Source organism: Saccharospirillum sp. ABV4_185, from assembly GCF_056159245.1.
Genome location: NZ_JBSWUW010000001.1, coordinates 1,601,558 through 1,621,119 on the forward strand (window position 1 = coordinate 1,601,558; position 19,562 = coordinate 1,621,119).

A 19,562-nucleotide genomic window follows, 5' to 3' on the forward strand; every position below is an offset into this window, starting at 1 on the left:
GATCGCACTAAGCCGCTCTTGTACTGGTGATGTTAAGGCGGCAGGCTTGGTGGTAATTCCACTTAGAAGAAAACCATGCACTGGATAATTACTCTGGGCCTGTGGCTCTATGTGGCGGCGCTTATCAGTTTGAGTCTGCGCATCCTGATGCGACGCCGGAGCGTCGGCGTCACTCTGGCCTGGTTACTGCTGATCTACGCGTTGCCCTTGCTCGGTATCAGTCTCTACGCCTTATTTGGTGAGCGTTATCTGGGTCGTTTAAGAGCCGGTCGCGCCCGTACTCAGTTCCGTTTTTATAATCAGTGGCTGGAAGATGTCAGCATCCGCCAAGATATTTCCGCACCGATTAACTCGCCGTTACGACCGGTTATGGAACTGACTCGTGGCAGTCTCGGCATCCCGGCACTGGAAGGCAATCACTGGCGAACGCTTGATACTGCCGATGCGGTTTTCGATGCTTTATTGGCGGATATTGAGCAAGCTCAGGAATGGATCTTCATGGAATTTTATATTCTGGAAGATCGTGGACGAGTGACCGAAGTTTTAAATGCGCTGGTTGCTGCTCAGTCACGAGGTGTCGGCGTATATTTACTGCTCGACAGTGTCGGATCGAATAAATTTTTATCCAGTAAAAGATGCCAATCCATCACGGCCTCTGGCATCGCAGTTCTGGATGTTCTGCACGCCAATGTGCTGCGTATGTTTATGCAACGCATGGACCTGCGTCAGCATCGCAAACTGGTCAGCATCGATAATCGCGTTGCTTACAATGGTTCTATGAATCTTGCTGATCCGCGTTGGTTCAAAAAGGATTCTGGTTTTGGTCCCTGGGTGGATTTACAGGTGCGCCTGGAAGGTCCTATCGCGGCCATCATCCAAGGCAGCATGATTTTCGATTGGGAAATGGAAACCGGGGTGCGTTTGGAACCGGCCTTAAGCTGGCCGCAGCAAACCCAGGCCGGCGGCAGTCTGATGCAGTTCCTGCCAACAGGTCCTGCCTTTGAAGAAGACATTTTGTTGCAGGTATTGGTGACGGCTATTCATAACGCCCGCCAGGAAGTCTTTATCAGCACGCCTTATTTCGTGCCGGAAGAAGCGTTGTTATTGGCGCTGAAATCGGCCGCCCGCCGTGGTTTAAAAGTCACCTTGTTGATCCCGCGTCGTATCGACAGTCGCCTGGCCCAATATGCGGGCCGGTCGTTTTTCGATGACCTGCTCCACAGTGGTGTGGAAATTCGCCGTTTTACCGGAGGCATGCTGCACACCAAAAGCGTCATTATCGATGATCACCTGGTGCTGGTCGGTTCGGTGAATCTGGATATGCGTTCGCTGTGGTTAAATTTTGAAGCGACTTTGGTGGTGGATGATCCGGATTTCTACGCTGATATGCGTCGTGTGGTTGATCGTTATCTGGCGGCCAGCCATCGCTTGGAATTAAAAGAGTGGCGGAAGCGACGCCTGTACAAAAGGGTGTTGGAAAATCTGGCGCAGTTGGCCAGCCCGTTGTTGTAGTTATCCCAGGATAACAGCGCAGCGCTGATTACAGAGGTGTGCGACTGTAGATGCCGAGCAGCATGGCGACAGAGACCACCCCAGTCGCTGGGATCAATACCAGAAAGAACCGTAACGGATGATACAGGCCAGACGCGCCTGCAAGCAGCCCAATACCGCCACCACCACCGATCATCCAGTTGCCGGGCAGGTTCACCAATATAACCAATACCCAGTAGGGATGCGCTGCCAGATAACGTTCAGCAAAACGCAACAGTCGTGAACGCAGGCTATTGTCAGTAGCGGTCTGAAATGCTTCATCCAAGCGATATTGCAGGCGCTGCAATACCGGCCAGTCACGCAGGTTGTGACCGAGCATGAAAGCAATCAGCAAGCCCAGGGGCGTCGCTGCCCAGATGGCGAGAATACCCGGCGTTCCCAGCGCAGCCATTACCATCCAACCCAGTTCAACAGCGGGCAGAAAAGGTACTGCCAGAGCCAGAGCGTAAACGGCTGCGGTCACAATAATGACCCAGCCAGGCGAGAGCCCTCGCGCTGCCAGCCAATCCATGATCAGGCCTTTGCCATCGGCAAAAAACACCAGCCACAGCATGGCTGTCAGTGCGATCAAAGCCAGTATCCGGCGTGTATAGATGATCAGGGAATCGCTCAATAAGGGGGCGCCAGTTGGACATTGGGATTAGCGGCTATTTCAGTCGCTGCCTTGGCAGGCTCAGCCAGTATCAAGTGCACCCTGGGGGTCAAAGCGCGGGCTTGTTGGAGTGCTGAAGTCAAACGTTGCAACAAACCATGTGGGGGTTCATTGGTGCTGGCCAAGGTTGCACCAACACTGACCTGCACGCGCTCGCTGTGACCGCCCAGGTCGAAAGCCAGCCGGACGGATGAGTCATGTATTTGTTGAGCCATTTCCGATACCCCTTTTGGTTGAGTGGCAACATCACTGGCAAGCATTAATTGATGCTCAGTGAACCGCCCAATAAAGAGATTGTCGGTGGTTTCGGTACGCAGACGTTGTACCAGTTTACGAATTAATTGGTCGCCAGCATCCTGCCCCAGGCGACGGCTGAGTTCGGGGTAATCTTCGATGTCTAACAGAAAGACCGAAAATGGTCGGCCTTCATTAAACCAGCCGGCCAGCTGTTGCATAAGTCCGTGGCGATTGGGTAATCCGGTCAGCGTATCGATCAGCGCTAAACGTTCCAATTGTGCCCGTTGCTGCAATAGGCGATGAATAAAGAAACGGCAGGTAATTGCCATGCACAGTAAGCAAACGACCAGGTCGAGCCATTTAAAATGGTGAATTTGCTGATCCGAAATAATAAACCAGGGGTTGGCAGGTTCTGGAAGAATAAAACACAGGCTGAGTAAGGCCAGAGTCAGCGTTAATAGACTGATCTGCCATTCGCGTTGTTGCGGTGGCAGCACCATGAAAATCAACGCCGGTATCATAATGAAATAGTATTCGGCACCTTGGCTTTCAGTAAAACCGTAAATATTGATGATGGTGATATCGAGCAATACCACCAGCGTCATCCACACCGACGCAAACAGGGTTTTGCCAAGATAGAAACCGATGATTCCGAACAGATGCAGGCCTGCGCACACCAGCGGAAAGAGTGCCGCTGTGGGGTTGGTGTCGGTCAGCCGTAACAGTATGGCGTAAAGCAGATAAATCAACAGCAGCGCCCACAACATGATGCGAGTGGCGAGCTCTTGCAGCTGCGCATCGCTGGGCACCGCCATAGGCCAGACTTTCACGCTTGAATCTCCCGCTGATGGAAGGAACGCAGATCAATCTTCAGCGGTGAGATTGACCCTAAGGTCTAAAGATTGTCAAGGCGCCTGGCGGCGCCTTGACGGGTGTCGATCAGTGATCGTGATCGTCGCCGGAATGGACGTGACCGTGTTCCAGTTCTTCCGCAGAAGCTTCGCGAACTTCTTCAACCTTGCCGGTGAAGCTCAGCGCTTTGCCGGCCAGCGGATGGTTGCCGTCAACCTGGACGGTTTCGTCGGCAACTTCAGTAACGGTGACCTGCAGCGGGCCGTTTTCTGTCTGGGCGGTGAAAACCATGCCTTCTTCGACTTTTTCCACACCCTGGAAAGCTTCTTTGGGCACGGACTGAACCAAGCCTTCCTGGTGTTCGCCATAAGCTTCTTCGGGGGCGACGGTTACGTCGAAGTCGTCGCCGACAGCCAGGCCGGCCAGGGCATTTTCCAGACCCGGAATGATGTTGCGATGGCCGTGCAGATAGACCAGCGGCTCGCGACCAGCGGAGGAATCGACGACGACGCCGTCTTCATCCTTGACTTCATAGTGGATGGAGACAACGCATTGGTCAGCAATGTTCATAGGAAACTCCTGTTGGAGGTGGCCGCGCGTTCGCGGCCCGAGAATTTATGGCCTGATAGGCCTTGTAGGCCCCGACATCGGTCCGGTTGCGGTCCGGGCCAGTGAGGACCATCTCAATATGGATGGTCAAGGAGCACAGATGCGACGGCGTCGAGACAGCTGCAAGAATACCAGTGGCGCGGCGGCCAGAAAAGAATAGAGCCCATCTGAAGCCGTTTGATCAGTGTTAAAGTGCGGAATGCTGATCGATAAAGGCTCTGGTTTGTCGGATGGCGCTGTTCAGATTATCCACCAGCGTCAGCCCACTGGCCTTGCGCGGTTTAAGACTGTGATCACCGTCAGGCAGCCAATGCAGGTCGATATTGGGTGGCAGGTTGTAGCTTTCAACCTCAGGGCGATTGCCCAGAGCATCGCGTTCACCCTGACAGATGAGTACCGGGCAACCAATGTCGGGCAGATGGTCAAGGCGTTGTTTTTCGGCTTTGCCGGGTGGATGGAAGGGATAACCATAAACACAAACACCGGCGACTTGCCGCTCAGTGGCGAGCAGGGTGGCCATACGTCCGCCCATCGATTTACCGCCGATAAAAACCGGCTCGGTACCCAGGCTGTCCAGAACCTCAGTAAAGCTGGCCAACAGCTTGGGAGCTCTATCCGGTGGCCGCTTCTTGCCCGTTTCGCGCCGCTGCGCCATATAGGGAAACTCAAACCGAAGCACTCGGATCCCCTCTTGCCCTAAACCTTCAGCCAGCAGATTCATAAAATCAGAATCCATGGCAGCGCCAGCGCCATGAGCGAGAATCAAGGTTGGTCCCTGTTCTGGTCCGTTAGTCAGCATGGTTTTTCCTTACACTTTGATGGCTGCATGCTAATGGCTGAACAGATCACTGTGTAGTGAAGTCGATTTCTTTATACTGTGGGCTGATTCATTTCTGGTTTTGTTGCACATGTTTAAACTGACGCTTTTTTCCGTTGCGATCGCTCTGCTGGCCGGTTGCAGTGCTGTCTCTATTCAGGATGTTGATCCTGACGATCTGGATATCAAAGTTGAATACCGGCATCAGCCCGGAACGGTTGAAGTCCGCACCGAGATGCGTGCCGGCATGTGGGATCGACGCGTCGAGGCTGACAGTAACCGTCTTGAAATCCTGACGGCTGGTGGTGAAGTGATAGCGCTGAAGCCAGGAAGTGAAGAGGGTGATTACGGTGCTCAGCTCGAGCCTGATTTTGGTCCTTATCAGTTGATACTTCCGGGTGTCGCGCAAATGACCTTGCCATTAACGGAAGCAGTGACGCTCAGCGGTCAGGCGCAGGTAGAAGGTCAGGTATTCGATCGCAACGACGAACTGACACTGGTTGTCGATGGTCAGACCGATAGGGTTCGTGGCTGGTCATTCACCGCCTTTTGCGGCAGCGAAAGCTGGACACTGAATTTATCCCTGGCGCAGGACGAAACTGAAATACAGCTGCCGCTGGCAACCTTGATGCGGCAGATTAATGCCAAAGCGAAGGCTGACCTTGCCGGCCAGATCCCGGTGACAGTTACGCTTTGGGAAAACTATCAGCCAACCTGGGTAGCGCCCTTTCGTCCCGGTATCGCCAGAGCCGAAGACAGTACCCACTTTACCGTCGATACGGCCAGTTTTCGGGTCAGCGGCAGCTTTAAATTGCAGTTGTCGAACAACCTTGCCGTTGGCGTCAGTAACCAGGCTTGGCCGGTGCGTTATTGCCATTGAGGCAGTTTGACGGTCGACTCTTGTTGCAGCCAATCATGCAGTTGATCCAGTGGCATGGGGCGGGCAATTAGATAGCCCTGAGCGCGATTGCAGCCCAGCTCGCGGCACAGCGCCAGGGTGTGTTCATCCTCGACCCCTTCAGCCACGATGACAGCACCCAGCGTACGGGCTAATTGCACGATCGCTGTTACGATATGCTGGTCGGTCGGTGAGTTGTTTAGCGCGCGTACAAAGGCGCGATCAATTTTTATCTCATCGGGTTTGATGCGCGACAGATAAGCCAGCGATGAATAGCCGGTGCCAAAGTCGTCAATAGACAGCAGGCACCCTAAGGCGCGCAGTCGTTCCAGGGTTTCCAGGCAGCGATCCGTCTGCTCCATGACCATGGTTTCGGTGATTTCAACTTTTAATCGACGCGGCGACAAACCGATATTATCGAGGCACGAAATCAGATCCCGGCCATCGTCTTCGGCAATTAAATCCAACACCGATAAATTGACCGACAGTGGCCAACTCGGTGACTTCGGGTCCGATTGCCAGCGATTAACCTCAGCCAATACATAACGGGTTAATCCTGAAACCCGGTTCATCTGCTCGGCCAGTGGAATAAACTCTGCCGGCGATACATCACCAAAAACCGGGCTTCTCCAGCGCAACAGAATTTCGCCACCGGTGACTTCACCGCTGTTCAAGTCGATCACCGGCTGTACATGACAGCTGAGTTCCCCAGCTTGCAACGCTTGAGGGAGCGCCTGGGCCAGACCGATTCGGCGCTGGAAAACGGTATCCTGTTCCAGACTGTACGATTGAAATGAACGCCCCTGTTGATGGCCGCTGACCAGAGCCACATTCAAGCGCCGCAGGATTTCGTCCAGCGCTTCCGGTTGCGTTCCGACATGAAAACAGGCGACCTGGCTTTCCAGTTCAAAATTCTGCCCATCAACTTCCAGCTCCAGATGACTTAACGCCGCCAGCCGGGCTCTAAGGTCCGGTTGCCGCTGTTGATCGACCAGGACCAAAAAACTGTCGTGCGCAAAAACGGCCAGCGATGCCTTAGGGTAACCGGGTAAGTGCTGGACACCGGACAATTGGCTCAGTCCTTGATTCCAATATCGCATCGCCTGCACGCTGAGCCGTTGCACCAACCCCGGGCCGAGTAACTGCAACAAGGTCCGAAAGCCATTCAATTGAACCAGCAGTACTACTGGTTCAGTGGCCTCGCTACACAACTTTTGCCAATGTTCGGCCAGCTGCTGATCGATATAGGGGCGTCCGGGCAGACCGGTGGCGGTATCAGTCAATAACACCAGTTGTTGTCGTTCTTCGAGAAAACGCAGTCGTGCGGCGACTGCAAAAGCCATCAGCAATAATTCCAAAACAGCCGATATAAAAAAAGCATTCAGGGCCAAGTCGGATACCGGCCATAGACCTGTGAATGCCAGGGTGCCAACGCTACCGCCAACGATTTGGACAAAGAGTGCCGCCATGAGCAATCGCGCCGGGCGATAGCCAGCACGTTCCTGGCGCCAGGCAAACAGAAAAATAGGTACCACAACCAACAACTGAGCCAGCAAGTACAGCGGCATGACAAAGCGGTCTTGCCAAGTAAGGGCGGCAACCACGCCAACCAGTTGAACGACCGGAATACCGTAGCGAAATCGAATGGTTTTGGGTGGTGCTGGCTCGCCCTGACTGAGAAAGGCCAAGGCAAAACGATACAGCAGCAACTGGATAATGAAATTCAGCACCAGGATATGTTGGCTGAACCAGGAAACTGTCCCAGCGGGAAGAAACTGGTAGCCAAATCCTTGCAAGGATCCAACATAAAGAATGAGCAGCGCGTGGAAACTGACTAGCCAGCCCTGAGTGGAATCGAGGCGACCAAACAACAAAACCAGATTAAAGGCCAGCAATGTCGTTAACACCGCAAACATGGACCAGTCCGTTGCAAATTGCTGGCGCTGTAATGCCGCCCAACGACTATCTGGGGTAACCCGGATGGCCAGAGCGATCGGGGTATCGGATTTTAAGCGGGCCATAAGATAGTAGTGGCCCTGTCCATCCAGTGTTATCTGGCTGTTAAATCGCTCGTCGGTTGTCAATTGAGTGAAGTCTGGCTGGTTTTGTCCCAATGACAGTTGCTTCAATACTTCGCCTTGAGTATTCAGCAGATAGAGATCCAACTCGGACAGAATGACGTTCTCGTTAGACAGGTAATAGGTTTGGTCGTCTGTCGCCTGGTTTTCGACCTCAAACAACAGCCAGATGGCTTTTCCACTCAGTCCTGGAGGTGCCAGCTTATTGCCAGCAGCTGACAGTGCGGGCCAGGCTTGGTCAGGTCCAAGACTGGGGTCGGCCATCCAGGTAGCATCGGGGTTGGTGAGCCAGCGGCTGGACATATCCTGTGACCATTGATGACTGGCGAAGACTGGACCTGACAGCATCAAGCCCAATAGCCATATCAATGCCTGTCTATGCCAAGCTGCCATCAATAATCCATGCTCCACGAGAACTCATACGCTCAAACAGCGTATTTAATATTCAGTCTAGCCCGCTTTCGTCTGGCCTGCCGCTTCGTTGCGGTGTTCTCCCTGATCACCATTCCCAAGGAACATAGCGTCCACGAGAAGGAACGCTGTTTGGCTCGATTCCTCTTGGCGTGGGCCGATTACTTCCTCAGGGTTTACAGGATAAACTGCCTATACCGCTGCTCCAGGGATCGAAGCTCGGACATACTCATTCATGTCGCAGCAGGACACTCTCATGACGTGGCTTAGAAATTTGTCGATCGCCAACAAGGTCCGCCTACCTCTGGCGCTGATCTTGTTGATGACCTTGGTCATGACGGTTGGAGGGATTCAAAGCATGCTGGCGTTAAATGCCAGTTCTGACGCTCTCATCAGTCGTTATCAGCCGGCGCAATTGTCACTGGCTGGCATAAAATCCAATCTCTATCGGGCATTGGTTGCCCAGCGTGATTACATCCAGGGGGGTAACTGGGGTACTCCTCGTGAGCAAATGGATGCTTACCGGAATCAGCAAGAAACCGGTATTGCAATGACCCGTGAAGAAATTGCTCGCTTAGCTGAATTATTGGAGTCAGAAGAAAACCAGGTATTGCTGGATAAGATTCTGACGTCTCTCGATCAATGGGAGTCGCATTCCAAGGAAATATTGGAATTAGCGACAGACGGTCTTGCTTCGGTTGCCTATCAGATCAGCATCACCGACGGCGAAGCTGCGTTCTCCGCTGCCAATACCTTGATCGATGACCTGGCGCAACAGGTTAATGCCGAGGCACAAGCCCAAGGTGATAGCGCGATCGCACAAAGTGACAGCACTATTTTTGCTTTTTTGATTCAGCTGTTGCTGGCACTCGTTGTGATTTTGGCCATCGGTATATTACTGCCGCGTTCACTATCGCGGCCGATTATCCATTTGCGCGACCGGCTCAGTGATTTGGCGTCGGGCGAAGGTGACCTGACGGCTCGTTTGAGTCTGAGTCAGCGCGATGAAGTCGGCCAATTGGCGGAGCATTTCAATCATTTGATGGAAAAACTGCACCATTCCATGGCTCGGGTGACGCGTGTTAATCGGCAGCTGTTGGACAGCGGCCAAACCATGAATTCGGCCAGTCGCAGCAATATCAATCTGGCGCAGCAGCAAGAAGAATCCATGGATCAGGTAGTCACTGCCGTCGAACAACTGCATGGTTCGGCACGTGAAATTGCCAGCAATGCCGAACGAGGTGCCGTAAGCGCCAATGAAGCCTTGGACAGTGTTCGTGATGGTACGCAACGGGCAGAACAAGCCAATCAACGTATGCAAACACTGATGCATGGGCTCAATGATGCTTCCAGTGCAACTCACAACCTGGCCGAAGAAGCAGAAAATATCGCCGGGGTTCTGGAGGTCATTAAAGGCATTGCTGAACAAACCAACCTGTTGGCATTGAACGCCGCTATCGAAGCGGCACGCGCGGGCGAACAGGGGCGCGGTTTTGCGGTGGTTGCCGATGAGGTGCGCTCATTAGCCAGTAAAACCCAGCAGTCCACAGAAGATATTCAAGAACGCATTGAACGGCTGCAAACCGGTGTTAATCAGACGGTGGAATCGATGACTCGGGGCACTGAGCTCGGCCAGGAAACCGTATCGGATGTCAGTGAAACAACTCAGGCATTCCAGAAAATTCAATCTTATATGCAAGAGATCAATGACATCAGCACGCAGATTGCCACTGCTACTGAAGAGCAGAGTCAGGTGGTATCGGGTATCAATGAAAACTTGCAATCCATCGCCGATTACTCGAAAGAAAACACTGGAAACTCTCAGCAAATAGATCGGGCTGCCGATGACCTCACCCGTCAATCGGCAGAGATTCAATCAGTATTGGATGGATTTAAACTCTAGTGCGGGGTTCTCTGAGTGGCTGAATTGTGTAGTGGGTCAAATTTTCGCCCCTTGTAATGTCGTTAAATAGAGCCACGTGTTAAAGGATGAAAGGTTCGAAACTGATATAGCACAAAGGAGAGACGACGATGCATTTGATTATTTTTCTGTTGATTGGTGCCCTGGCGGGTTGGTTGGCTGGACAAATCACTCAGGGAGCCGGGTTTGGGATTCTCGGTAATATAGTCGTTGGGGTGGTGGGCTCCTTCGTTGGCGGACTGGCGTTCAACTTATTGGGCTTTACCACCTGGAATCTGTTTGGCTCCATCGTTACCGCTACTGTTGGCGCCATCATCCTGTTGTATATTGTTAGGTTGGTCAGTTAATAACCTAAGGTCGACCATTAGATCGATATAAGCAGCCGGTGGCTGCTTTTTTTATGTGCACGATATGACAATTGATAACTATCGGTAGTGCAAAAAAAGGCCCTCCTTTCGCTACCAAGAAATGAAATAGCATTGAAAGTGTGGGCCAATCCGCCGCCCCTGGAAGGGGGCGGTATGGTTATAGGTTGAGGAACCTTTATTTATCGCTTTTTATTGGTCTTGCAGTTTTAAAAAATGGCGTCCATGCCAGGCTTCCATGCCTCATCTTCCCTAGCTGGAGGGCGTGTCCTTAACCAGCGATAAAGAGTATGACGCATGACCGTTTGACTGAGCGTGTAAAAAACCGTGGTATTTTTTAGAAATCTGCTTTTTATTGGCGGTAAAGGTTTGAAAAAACGCATTTAGTCAGTCCGCGGCGGAAAAATTGTCATTTAAGCCTCACGATTGATAGGTGCTAAGTCAGACATGGTTGGCTGTTTTCTAAGCACCTCCGGATTGCTCGAGCATGTGAACATCCATTTCCGGTCAGTCGGGGTTCCGCGCAAGAAAATCACGCACAGCCTGAAGAAAACCGGTCGAGGCTGGCTCCCTTCCCAGTAATGAATGATTATCGCTGCTGAGGCCAACAAACTCTGCGTTGGGGATTTTTGCTGCCAGGTTGAGTCCATCGTTGACGGGTACTCTTTGATCGCCCCGTGAATGTATGACCAGTGTCGGAACGGTCACCAGCGGTAGTAACTCCTGAATATTGATGTGATCGAAAATGGATAAGAACCGGGCGGCGTTTTCAGGTGATGTAGTGGCGCGCTGAAAATCATTAAACCAAGCCACTTCACTGGCGCTGGCACTGGGAATAAAGGTTGATGAAAAGATCTGCCGGTAAGCGGGATTGTCTCGTGACCAACCCATTTCGGTCAGGGTGACAACGGCCTCGCGCTCGCGCTTAAGTTCAGCGTTGGTGGTCAGTCCGCCACCGCGGGCGTAACCACCAAAGAGAATCAGGTGACTGACACGCTCCGGGTGTGCCACGGCATAAGCGATGGACAACGCAGCACCTTGAGAAATGCCTAATAATACAAATCGGTCGGCGCCACTGGCATTCACGACCGCTTCCAGGTCTTTTAGAAAAGCGTCGAACGAGAGGTCTTCTACGTTCCAGTCGGATAGCCCACAGCCGCGTTCATCATATCGAATGAAGCGATGATCTGCTGCCAGGTCTCTGAACAACGGACTCCAGATCGGAGCATCCCAGTCGTGCTCCAGGTGATTCAGCCAGTTTGCGGCCTTGACGATGGTAGGACCATTGCCGACTGAGGCGTAAGCAATACGAACGTCATCGTCAGTGGTACAGAATTGAATTTTCTGCCGTGAGTCCAAAGAGCTCTCGTCGATGCCCTCTTTGGGTTGGTCGGAGGCTATACCGATGGGGTTACCCGAACGCCTTTTGGGAGACCAGTTAATGCCGGCGGACTGGAATCGTTTGGTAAGCCGGACAGACTGACTGCTCAGTTCCTGAGTCAGCCCTATGGATTCCAGCAGTGTTATTAACCGGGTCGCCGCCGAGGGGTTATAAGGCTCCAGCTCCTCCCACAATCTGGCCCAGTACAATTGCGTTGATGGCGGCAACTCCGGGTGGCTGGACAGCCTGAACATTACTTTGGCGCGTAGCTGAGCCACGACTCGGCGCTGGGCGGTTAACCAGTGTTGGAATAAATCCTGATCAGGCAGATCCAGTCCTTCAAGAAAAACTTCCTGCAAGGTGGTTTGCATTGTTTCGAGTTCTTCAGGTGACGTAAAAGGATCATTCGTCTTCATTTCAATGTCGCGAATGTCGATGAGCATGTCGTATGTCAGCAGTGAAACGCGTTCTCTGTCGGCAACGAGTCGGTCTTTACCGCCGGCGTTGACCAGCGGTCGGATTTTGCTCAATGACCAACGCAGGGCGCTGCGCGGATCATCAGGCAGCTTCCAAAATATCTCGCAAAGACGGTCGCGGCGGTGAGGTCGTGCTGCCACGGCCAGATAGGCGATGAGTGCACGGGTTCGTTTGGATTGCGGCAGTTCCAATGGTTGGCCATCACTGGAGATTGCTAGGTCACCTAAAGTCTTAATGGATAGTGTCATTGTCCAGCTTCCTGATTCATCGATTGTAAATACACCGATCGTCCATCTGGATTTCAAACGCAGATCACGAATTACCACGATCGTTCAAACGCTCGATCAAACGGCGATGAGTTAAATTGTTTTGATCAGCAATGAAGTACGGAAAGGTGAGCTGGGAGACTCATGGGAGAGTGAAGGAGCAGACAGTCGCATGGAAGCTCAATCACAAATGGCATTCTGAACCATTCAAATTATCCAATGCAACGGGTGTGAATGAATTTTTTATGGAAAAGTGACCTGGTAAACGAAATTCGATAACTGACCTAGCTATCGATTGCTGTGGTGGGCTCTGGTTGGAGATAAGCAACGTCTACAGATCAAGATGGTTCTGTAGCTGCATCGCTTTGAGTCTCTTTTATTGATGGCGCTAATGGCAGGTTGAGGCTGCCTCTCGGTGGCGGTCGCCTCAATGACAGTTGGTCATTAGCAACCTCAATCTAGGGTGGTCATTAACGGTCTCTGCGGTATGGAATTTCTGGTCTGGAGGTGGCGCAGGTTTAACCTGGGTTGTTTGCTCAGCGTTATTTGGCGAGGTTCCAAGGTTCACCTTTGTTACTGTCATAGCATCTTTGGTTTTCAGTGACCTCTTCAATGCGATTTTCCACAAAGTCTGCGAGTTGAGTAACCAGGCAGGCACTTTCACGGCCCAGGTCGGTCAAGCTGTAATCCACATGGGGTGGCAACACAGGATGCATGGTTCTCTTAACGAATCCGTCTCGCTCCAAATTCTGCAGTGTTTGGGCGAGCATCTTTTCGCTGATACCGCCGATTATCCGACGCAGCTCGCTGAATCGATGACTGGGCCGGCCCAGCAATGCCGCTAAAACGATAACGCCCCAACGGCTGGTCAAATGCTGCAGCACCGGTCTGGATGGACACTGGGCAGCAAAGATATCGCCTCTTTCCAGCGTGTCGCTCAGACTGCGCCACGAGTAGTTGTTTTGGGTACTCATCTCTACTTACCTTTTGGTTGGTACTTACTAAAAGTTAGTTCGTAGTCTAGTCTCAGTGTCACTGGATAACCAGTCTATACGAGGAGATAAAGATGATTGCTGTAACCGGAGCCAGTGGCCAACTGGGCCGCTTAGTGCTTGATCAATTGCTGCAAGCGACCAACCCGCAAAATATCGTCGCTTTGGCTCGTAAACCGGAATCCCTGGCGACTTATGCTGACCAAGGCGTTCAGGTCCGCTATGCCGACTACGACACTCCCTCGTCATTATCGACTGCTCTGAGTGGCGTGGAGAAACTGTTGTTAATATCAGGCAGTGACGTGGGTAAGCGCGTCGTACAGCATCAGGCGGTGATTGATGCGGCGGCTCAAGCCGGCGTTGCCTTGCTGGCCTATACCAGCATTCTGCATGCTGACCGATCCAGCTTAATGCTGGCGGAGGAGCATCGAGCGACCGAAGCTGCGCTGCAGTCCAGTGGTTTGGCTTACGTGTTATTAAGAAATGGCTGGTACAGCGAAAACTACACGGGCACCGCTGTAATGACGGTAGAGCAAGGCGCACTCTATGGCTGTGCCGGAGAGGGGCGTATTTCCAGTGCACCTCGCGCTGACTTTGCTGCTGCTGCGGTTGCAGTACTGACTTCAGTCGAGTCGCCAGCGGGCAAGATTTATGAACTGGCCGGTGATGGCGCCTTTAGTCTGAGCGAGTATGCCGCAGAGTTAGGGCGACAAAGCGGTAAGGCAATTACCTATAACAATATGAGCCAGGAAGATTACCAGGCGTTGTTGATACAAGTTGGGTTACCCGAGGGGCTTGCAGTGATGTTGGCTAATTCAGAGGCAGGAGCAAGCCAAGGCGATCTTTTTGACGAATCGGGGGATTTGAGCCGTTTGATTGGACGACCAACAACCTCTATTCAGCAAAGCGTTAAGACCGCTTTATCTGCATAGCCCGTTCATTGTTTGAGTAATACTTTGGCACATGTTCCCGGTTGCGATGCTTCCTTCGCGGCCGGGAACATGCCGCTATAGCTGACACGGCTACAATCGCTCCGACTTAATGGACTGAGCATCCATAATGGATTTTTTTGCAGCTCAGCTTTGGTTGCAGAGCACCCCATCTAATTGTCGGAAAAAAATTTCCGGTGCTGCATCAGAGCGCGGTTTCTTTGTTTGCTCAACAGCGGTTTCTTTTGGACAGTTTGGTGGCCGACTATGGGTCGAGTTATCGCTGTCATCCTTATCGATCTCAGCTTTGGCCAAGGCATTAATATAGGCTGTTTGCTCCCATCGTCCGGAATCAATTCGGTTAAATACAACGGCAGATCCCATATAACTTGACGGTGTCGTTCCGTGGATTCTTGGGTAGGCAGAGCTGAAGTCATCTTCTGCTATGACAAGGGTGTTACCGCCTTTACTGAGGTGAATGGCGAAACCGAAAAATTCCGCAGCGTTGATGTCGCTGGTTTGCAAATAGCGCAGTTGCTCCTCCAGCTCAGTCGATACCGACACCACAGGAGAATCGGTGAAACCCTGCTCATTGAAAGCACGTAATTTGTATTGAGCGTTGAGGCGACTGTATAAAGGCACTGTCCAGACCAATGATTCCCGGCCGGGTAAGATATAAGACCCGGCTAAGCTGAAGTCCGCTTGATCATCTGTACGCTCTAGTAATTGATAGTGACTGGCACCATCAACATCGCGCCATTGAAAACGCAGGTTGCGAGCCGATGGAAAGCGCAGGTTAATTCTGGGCGCAGCAGGTGTTAACAAAGTAGCTGTATTAGTCTGCTGGGCGGTTTTAAGGTGATGGTGCTTTTTCCTGTTTATATGAATCAAGGTGACGATAACGATGGCGAGTAACGCTGTACCTTTCAAAAACAGGAATAATAAATCTGAATATCTCATGTTGATAATCTCAATAAAGCTTAAATACTTATGAAAAAGTCAGATGCAGGCGGTGGAGGACAATCGCAAAATCCCTGCAACTGAACCCCCACCAAAGACTTCCTTGTCGCGGGAATCCCTTCCCGGCTCTATCCCCGACTCTTACGGTTGAGCAACGAACCAGACGTTGCCGACGCCGTGACCCTTGGTATCGCCTTCTTTGCGATCACCAACCCAGGTGTACAGAGGGCGACCTTTATAGGTCCACTGTTTGCTGCCGTCGTTACGCTCAATAATGTTAAAGTCACCTTCAGCCATAGCTGCTGAACCGGCAATAAACGGAGGCCAGTTGTCAGCGCAACCGCCGTTGCAGTTGGACACTTCTGGCGCATCGTTGGTGAAGGTGTAGAGCGTCATGCCATCGCGATTGGCCAGAACAGTGCCTTCGCTGGTGCTGACTTCTTTGGCGAATTGGTGATGATCACCGTAAGCGTCGGTTGCGCAACCGGCCGCGGTGACGACGGCAAAAGTGATGACTGCTGCAAAAGTAGCGGCTTTCATTATTGCTTCCTTTTTCGTTGATTGTTGAGCGTCTTGACCGCTCTTAATAACGGAGTCCCTGGCTGCATGCCTATGATCCTCCAACTACATGAGCCACTGGTTTATGACTCTGTTTGGAGGCAGAGAATCTCTCCAGTGGTTTTAACATCCATCCAGACGACCTGACTGATTCGCCTGGATGCATGGGTTTCGATTTTCTTTAAAATTTTCCAAGAGTATTGATTAAGTACCTGGTCAGCCCCTTTCATGCAGTGCGATCAAGGTGCTCATCAACATCCTCATTGAGTACCAGGTCGAGCAGATAATTAGCCAGCTCATAAGGGTCGGCGTCAGCACAGGGACGACGGTCAACTAAATAGCCATAGCCTTGCTGTACCACTGGAGTGGGTATGCGAATGGCCGCTGTTCTTTGGGTGATACCGCAGCTGAAATGTTGATCAACGTCGAGTTGGCGGTGGTGGTTTTTAGGTTGCTTGCATCGGTTGTCACTGAGCAGGTGCGAGATCATCTGAATAGCATCCAGGCCACAACGCGGATCCCGGGTATAGCGGGTGGAGAAGCTGGTGTGCAGGTGGGTGTAGCGATGTTCAAAGTGATATTGAATGTCGAGACCTGCTTGCTCAGCCAGGCGAGCCAGCAGAAAACGCGCTATCCATAAATCGTCAGAGGCTTTCAGTGCATCGCACGCTTCGCCTTCAATTCCACGAGGGCCAATCTGAAAGCGCCAGCCGTTGTGAGCGGATTCGCAATGCATGCCATAAAATAACAAAGCGGCATCCAGGCAGGCTTGTGCATGTGCTTCAGCCAATTCAGAAGCAACAGCATCTCTTTGGCTAACGGCGCAATAGTTGGGTTTATGATTGGCCGGAACTGGATGGGCGGTTTCTTTTGGTATGAGGCGATAGGGCTGCTCGAAACCTAACCAGGGGTCCAGGTTGTTGTTGGCATCGTTTAGCAGGGACCGCAATGGTGCTCGCTTGTTCGATATATGTGTACAACCACCAGCGTCCAAGACTTCGCATAATGCTAAATAGTGCCCAGTGCCGCGCAGCGGGTTGGGATACAGGCGGACAGGCGCCAGAAGACAGTCGTGATCGTGATTATCTGCTTGCGCGGTAAGGGTGCCGTCAAAGGTCCAGCGCGGTAGATCCGTCGGCAACAGCGCATCGTTCAAAGCCACAATGCGTGTTTTGCTTCTTAAGCCAGGCGATGGTTCAAAACCATCAATCCAGATGTATTCGATGATGCTTAGCTCGCTCATTGGCGATGGTCCTGATCGTTCCGGCCAGTTGGAAAGGTTGTTTGGGCAGTCGGAAAAGTCGGGGAGCCATGGACCGCACCTGTTCTGCGAGCGGCACTATAGGGTATGACCGTTTGAAAAATCGTTTGAAAAACGAGAAAATTTGGCTCTTATCGTGTGAAAATTCGTGGTATTTATGACGAACAGTCAAAAAAACACGACTGGTTCAAATTTCCACCCCATCGCTTAGTCTTGGAAAGGACACCGTGAAACTGACCCTGAAGACCCTGGGTGAACTCAGTATCGCCTGGGATGACCAGTCGGTCGCCTTGCCATCGTCAAAACGAACCCGCGCTTTGCTTGCTTATCTTGCCTTGACGGCCAGACCGCAACGGCGTGATCGCTTGTGCGAAGTTTTCTGGAAGCTACCGGATGACCCTAGAGGTGCCTTGCGCTGGTCGCTCAGTAAAATTCGCCGTCTGGTCAACCAGCCAAAGCATGAACGCCTGGTGGCCGACCGTGAGCGGGTCACTCTGTTGACTGACGATATCGAGATAGATGTTCGTACGCTGGGGCGGCAGCTCGATGAACCAGAGCTCTCGGTCGATGCCTTGACGACCATCGATCAGCGTTTGCGAGAACCGCTGTTGAACGGGCTGGATTTATCGAATCAGGACCTGTTCCAGCAGTGGCTCTACGCTGAGCGCCAGGAAGTGGTATCACTGCGCGCTAACATCGCTGGCCGTCTGGCCAGTCATGGTGATATCGACCCGACTGGGCAGTTGGCCTGGGCCCGCGCCTGGACTCAGTTGGACCCTTATTGCACCCAGGCGGCGCATCGTTTGCTCGAGTTATTGCAGGCCTGCGGGGAAACGGATGCTTTTCGCAAGACCGCGACTCAGCTCGCGCAGCATTTTCGCAATGCCGGAATCGCCTGGTCACCCCAGCTTCCGGCGGAGCGAGAAATGGAAGGCTCAGACACTGACCGGGGCGCAACTGAACGCGAATTGCTGGCCCGGCAGAAAATTCAGTTCTGTAGCGCTGCGGACGGCGTACGTATTGCTTATGCATCGGTTGGTGAAGGCCCGCCTATCGTTAAAGCGGCGAACTGGTTGAGTCATTTGGAGCACGACTGGGATGCGCCGATCTGGAGTCCCTTGTTTCGTGACCTGGCCAAAAACCATCGCTTTATTCGCTACGACGAGCGAGGCAATGGTCTGTCGGATTGGCTGGTGGGGGAGCTGTCCTTTGATGCCTTTGTCGCCGATCTGGAAACGGTTGTCGAAGCCAGCGGTGAGGATCGTTTTGCGCTGATGGGTATATCCCAGGGTGCCGCCGTCTCTATCGCTTATGCGGTCAAGTATCCAGCAAGGGTCAGTCACCTTATTCTGTTTGGCGGTTATACCAGTGGCTGGCGCATTGGCGCAACGCCCAATGTTCAACGTGAGCGTGAAGCGGTGATTACCCTGACCGAGGCGGGTTGGGGCCAGGATAACCCGGCCTATCGGCAAATTTTCTCGTCCACCTTTATGCCCAGCGCCAGCGCCCAGGAGTTGGCTTGGTTTAATGAATTTCAGCGTTTGACAACCTCCCCGGAAAACGCGGCCCGTTTCTTGTCCGTCTTTGGTGACATTGATGTGCGCGAGCAGCTGGCTCAGGTTCAGGTACCAACCTTGGTCATTCATTCATTGGACGATCAGCGTATTCCCGTCAGTGTGGGTCGTGATATTGCCGCGGCAATTCCCGGCGCAGAGTTTGTTGGCCTGGAAAGTGATGGCCATTTATTGCTGGGGCGAGAGGCTGCTTCGCGGGCTTTTGTCGAAGCGGTACGGAGTTTTATTGCCAGCCACTAGCGACTTAGTGGCGCCGGGTTAAAATTGGTGGCATCGAATCAAAACCCGAGTTGAATATCATGTTTGCCGATACGCCCAAGCCACCTTATTACGCGGTGATATTTTCATCGCAACTGACGAATGATAATGCCGGTTATCAATCCATGGCAGAACGCATGCTGCTTCTGGCTTCGCAACAGCCTGGCTTTCTCGGCGTTGAATCCGCGCGCGATGATATGGGTATTACGGTGTCTTATTGGTCCAGCCTGGAAGCCATTCGAGACTGGAAACTGCACGCCGAGCATCGCCAGGCTCAGCAGCAGGGTCGTGATCAGTGGTACCAGGATTTTCGGGTTCGGATTGCACGGGTCGAGCGTGAATACTCGCTATAAGCCGTTTGTTTTGTCTTCTTTTATTACCTTCTAACAGTGGCGCTCGGTCGCTGTTATCATCGCCGCCTTTTATTCTGCCGGCTCCGATCTGACTTATTTTATCAACCGAAATAGTTGCGGAAACTCAGAAGGCAATTTGTTTCAACCGTCGATTTGACGTGG

The 19,562-nt window shown here is 52.4% G+C and carries 17 protein-coding genes; 7 read left to right on the plus strand and 10 right to left on the minus strand.

Annotated elements, in window-relative coordinates; genetic code table 11:
• Positions 1 to 75 precede the first annotated feature (75 nt).
• Positions 76 to 1,512: a cardiolipin synthase gene (cls, locus tag ACXAE6_RS07465; RefSeq protein WP_475146322.1), complete on the plus strand. Its 1,437-nt coding sequence runs from the start codon at positions 76 to 78 to the stop codon at positions 1,510 to 1,512.
• A 28-nt stretch (positions 1,513 to 1,540) separates the two neighbouring features.
• On the opposite strand, the gene ACXAE6_RS07470 is transcribed toward cls, so the two are convergent.
• From ACXAE6_RS07470 to ACXAE6_RS07485, 4 genes are all read right to left on the minus strand, one after another.
• The gene (locus ACXAE6_RS07470; protein ID WP_475146324.1) at positions 1,541 to 2,164 is read right to left on the minus strand and encodes a hypothetical protein; all 624 of its coding nucleotides are present in this window, start codon (positions 2,162 to 2,164) and stop codon (positions 1,541 to 1,543) included.
• A complete protein-coding gene (locus tag ACXAE6_RS07475; protein WP_475146326.1) occupies positions 2,161 to 3,270 on the minus strand; it encodes a GGDEF domain-containing protein in 1,110 nt (369 codons plus the stop codon). The genes ACXAE6_RS07470 and ACXAE6_RS07475 overlap by 4 nt, the downstream gene beginning before the upstream one ends.
• 109 nt (positions 3,271 to 3,379) lie before the next feature.
• Positions 3,380 to 3,862, minus strand: coding sequence for a peptidylprolyl isomerase (gene slyD / locus ACXAE6_RS07480; RefSeq protein WP_475146328.1), 483 nt, complete (start codon positions 3,860 to 3,862; stop codon positions 3,380 to 3,382).
• A 226-nt stretch (positions 3,863 to 4,088) separates the two neighbouring features.
• Positions 4,089 to 4,700, minus strand: coding sequence for an alpha/beta fold hydrolase (locus ACXAE6_RS07485; RefSeq protein ID WP_475146330.1), 612 nt, complete (start codon positions 4,698 to 4,700; stop codon positions 4,089 to 4,091).
• 109 nt (positions 4,701 to 4,809) lie between these two features.
• On the opposite strand from ACXAE6_RS07485, the gene ACXAE6_RS07490 reads away from it, so the two are divergent.
• Positions 4,810 to 5,598, plus strand: a complete 789-nt coding sequence (locus tag ACXAE6_RS07490; RefSeq protein ID WP_475146332.1) for a hypothetical protein — start codon at positions 4,810 to 4,812, stop codon at positions 5,596 to 5,598.
• Here the strand turns inward: ACXAE6_RS07490 and ACXAE6_RS07495 are convergent.
• Positions 5,586 to 7,997 (minus strand): EAL domain-containing protein, encoded by a 2,412-nt coding sequence (locus tag ACXAE6_RS07495; RefSeq protein ID WP_475146334.1) that lies wholly within the window; start codon positions 7,995 to 7,997, stop codon positions 5,586 to 5,588. The genes ACXAE6_RS07490 and ACXAE6_RS07495 overlap by 13 nt on opposite strands.
• A 364-nt stretch (positions 7,998 to 8,361) precedes the next feature.
• Here ACXAE6_RS07495 and ACXAE6_RS07500 point away from each other — a divergent pair, with 364 nt between their 5' ends.
• Positions 8,362 to 10,008 carry a methyl-accepting chemotaxis protein gene (locus ACXAE6_RS07500; RefSeq protein WP_475146336.1) on the plus strand — a complete coding sequence of 549 codons (1,647 nt, stop codon included), beginning with the start codon at positions 8,362 to 8,364 and terminating at the stop codon, positions 10,006 to 10,008.
• Positions 10,009 to 10,136: 128 nt separating this feature from the next.
• Positions 10,137 to 10,373: a GlsB/YeaQ/YmgE family stress response membrane protein gene (locus tag ACXAE6_RS07505; protein WP_392804651.1), complete on the plus strand. Its 237-nt coding sequence runs from the start codon at positions 10,137 to 10,139 to the stop codon at positions 10,371 to 10,373.
• 525 nt (positions 10,374 to 10,898) lie between these two features.
• On the opposite strand, the gene ACXAE6_RS07510 is transcribed toward ACXAE6_RS07505, so the two are convergent.
• Entirely contained in the window at positions 10,899 to 12,575 is a 1,677-nt protein-coding gene (locus ACXAE6_RS07510; RefSeq protein WP_475146338.1) for a bifunctional AfsR/SARP family transcriptional regulator/alpha/beta hydrolase, read from the minus strand.
• Between the two features lie 482 nt (positions 12,576 to 13,057).
• Positions 13,058 to 13,489 carry a winged helix-turn-helix transcriptional regulator gene (locus ACXAE6_RS07515; protein WP_475146340.1) on the minus strand — a complete coding sequence of 144 codons (432 nt, stop codon included), beginning with the start codon at positions 13,487 to 13,489 and terminating at the stop codon, positions 13,058 to 13,060.
• Positions 13,490 to 13,581: 92 nt separating this feature from the next.
• Here ACXAE6_RS07515 and ACXAE6_RS07520 point away from each other — a divergent pair, with 92 nt between their 5' ends.
• Complete coding sequence (locus ACXAE6_RS07520) at positions 13,582 to 14,439, plus strand: SDR family oxidoreductase (RefSeq protein WP_475146343.1); 858 nt, start codon at positions 13,582 to 13,584, stop codon at positions 14,437 to 14,439.
• A 144-nt stretch (positions 14,440 to 14,583) separates the two neighbouring features.
• Here ACXAE6_RS07520 and ACXAE6_RS07525 read toward each other — a convergent pair whose 3' ends face one another.
• The 3 genes from ACXAE6_RS07525 to ACXAE6_RS07535 all read right to left on the minus strand — a co-directional run bounded on the left by ACXAE6_RS07525 (position 14,584) and on the right by ACXAE6_RS07535 (position 17,110).
• Complete coding sequence (locus ACXAE6_RS07525) at positions 14,584 to 15,396, minus strand: hypothetical protein (RefSeq protein WP_475146346.1); 813 nt, start codon at positions 15,394 to 15,396, stop codon at positions 14,584 to 14,586.
• A gap of 141 nt (positions 15,397 to 15,537) precedes the next feature.
• The gene (locus ACXAE6_RS07530; RefSeq protein ID WP_475146348.1) at positions 15,538 to 15,936 is read right to left on the minus strand and encodes a COG4315 family predicted lipoprotein; all 399 of its coding nucleotides are present in this window, start codon (positions 15,934 to 15,936) and stop codon (positions 15,538 to 15,540) included.
• A 244-nt stretch (positions 15,937 to 16,180) separates the two neighbouring features.
• The gene (locus tag ACXAE6_RS07535; protein ID WP_475146350.1) at positions 16,181 to 17,110 is read right to left on the minus strand and encodes a glutamine synthetase; all 930 of its coding nucleotides are present in this window, start codon (positions 17,108 to 17,110) and stop codon (positions 16,181 to 16,183) included.
• Positions 17,111 to 17,442: 332 nt separating this feature from the next.
• On the opposite strand from ACXAE6_RS07535, the gene ACXAE6_RS07540 reads away from it, so the two are divergent.
• The gene (locus ACXAE6_RS07540; RefSeq protein WP_475146352.1) at positions 17,443 to 19,029 is read left to right on the plus strand and encodes a bifunctional AfsR/SARP family transcriptional regulator/alpha/beta hydrolase; all 1,587 of its coding nucleotides are present in this window, start codon (positions 17,443 to 17,445) and stop codon (positions 19,027 to 19,029) included.
• Between the two features lie 59 nt (positions 19,030 to 19,088).
• Positions 19,089 to 19,400 (plus strand): antibiotic biosynthesis monooxygenase family protein, encoded by a 312-nt coding sequence (locus ACXAE6_RS07545; RefSeq protein WP_475146355.1) that lies wholly within the window; start codon positions 19,089 to 19,091, stop codon positions 19,398 to 19,400.
• Positions 19,401 to 19,562: the final 162 nt, after the last annotated feature.

Excerpts from the sequence above, each read along its gene's own strand:
- cls (WP_475146322.1), top strand. The coding sequence starts at position 76 with ATGCACTGGATAATTACTCTGGGCCTGTGGCTCTATGTGGCGGCGCTT.
- slyD (WP_475146328.1), bottom strand. The coding sequence starts at position 3,862 with ATGAACATTGCTGACCAATGCGTTGTCTCCATCCACTATGAAGTCAAG.
- ACXAE6_RS07485 (WP_475146330.1), bottom strand. The coding sequence starts at position 4,700 with ATGCTGACTAACGGACCAGAACAGGGACCAACCTTGATTCTCGCTCAT.
- ACXAE6_RS07490 (WP_475146332.1), top strand. The coding sequence starts at position 4,810 with ATGTTTAAACTGACGCTTTTTTCCGTTGCGATCGCTCTGCTGGCCGGT.
- ACXAE6_RS07495 (WP_475146334.1), bottom strand. The coding sequence starts at position 7,997 with ATGTCCAGCCGCTGGCTCACCAACCCCGATGCTACCTGGATGGCCGAC.
- ACXAE6_RS07500 (WP_475146336.1), top strand. The coding sequence starts at position 8,362 with ATGACGTGGCTTAGAAATTTGTCGATCGCCAACAAGGTCCGCCTACCT.
- ACXAE6_RS07505 (WP_392804651.1), top strand. The coding sequence starts at position 10,137 with ATGCATTTGATTATTTTTCTGTTGATTGGTGCCCTGGCGGGTTGGTTG.
- ACXAE6_RS07515 (WP_475146340.1), bottom strand. The coding sequence starts at position 13,489 with ATGAGTACCCAAAACAACTACTCGTGGCGCAGTCTGAGCGACACGCTG.
- ACXAE6_RS07520 (WP_475146343.1), top strand. The coding sequence starts at position 13,582 with ATGATTGCTGTAACCGGAGCCAGTGGCCAACTGGGCCGCTTAGTGCTT.
- ACXAE6_RS07525 (WP_475146346.1), bottom strand. The coding sequence starts at position 15,396 with ATGAGATATTCAGATTTATTATTCCTGTTTTTGAAAGGTACAGCGTTA.
- ACXAE6_RS07530 (WP_475146348.1), bottom strand. The coding sequence starts at position 15,936 with ATGAAAGCCGCTACTTTTGCAGCAGTCATCACTTTTGCCGTCGTCACC.
- ACXAE6_RS07545 (WP_475146355.1), top strand. The coding sequence starts at position 19,089 with ATGTTTGCCGATACGCCCAAGCCACCTTATTACGCGGTGATATTTTCA.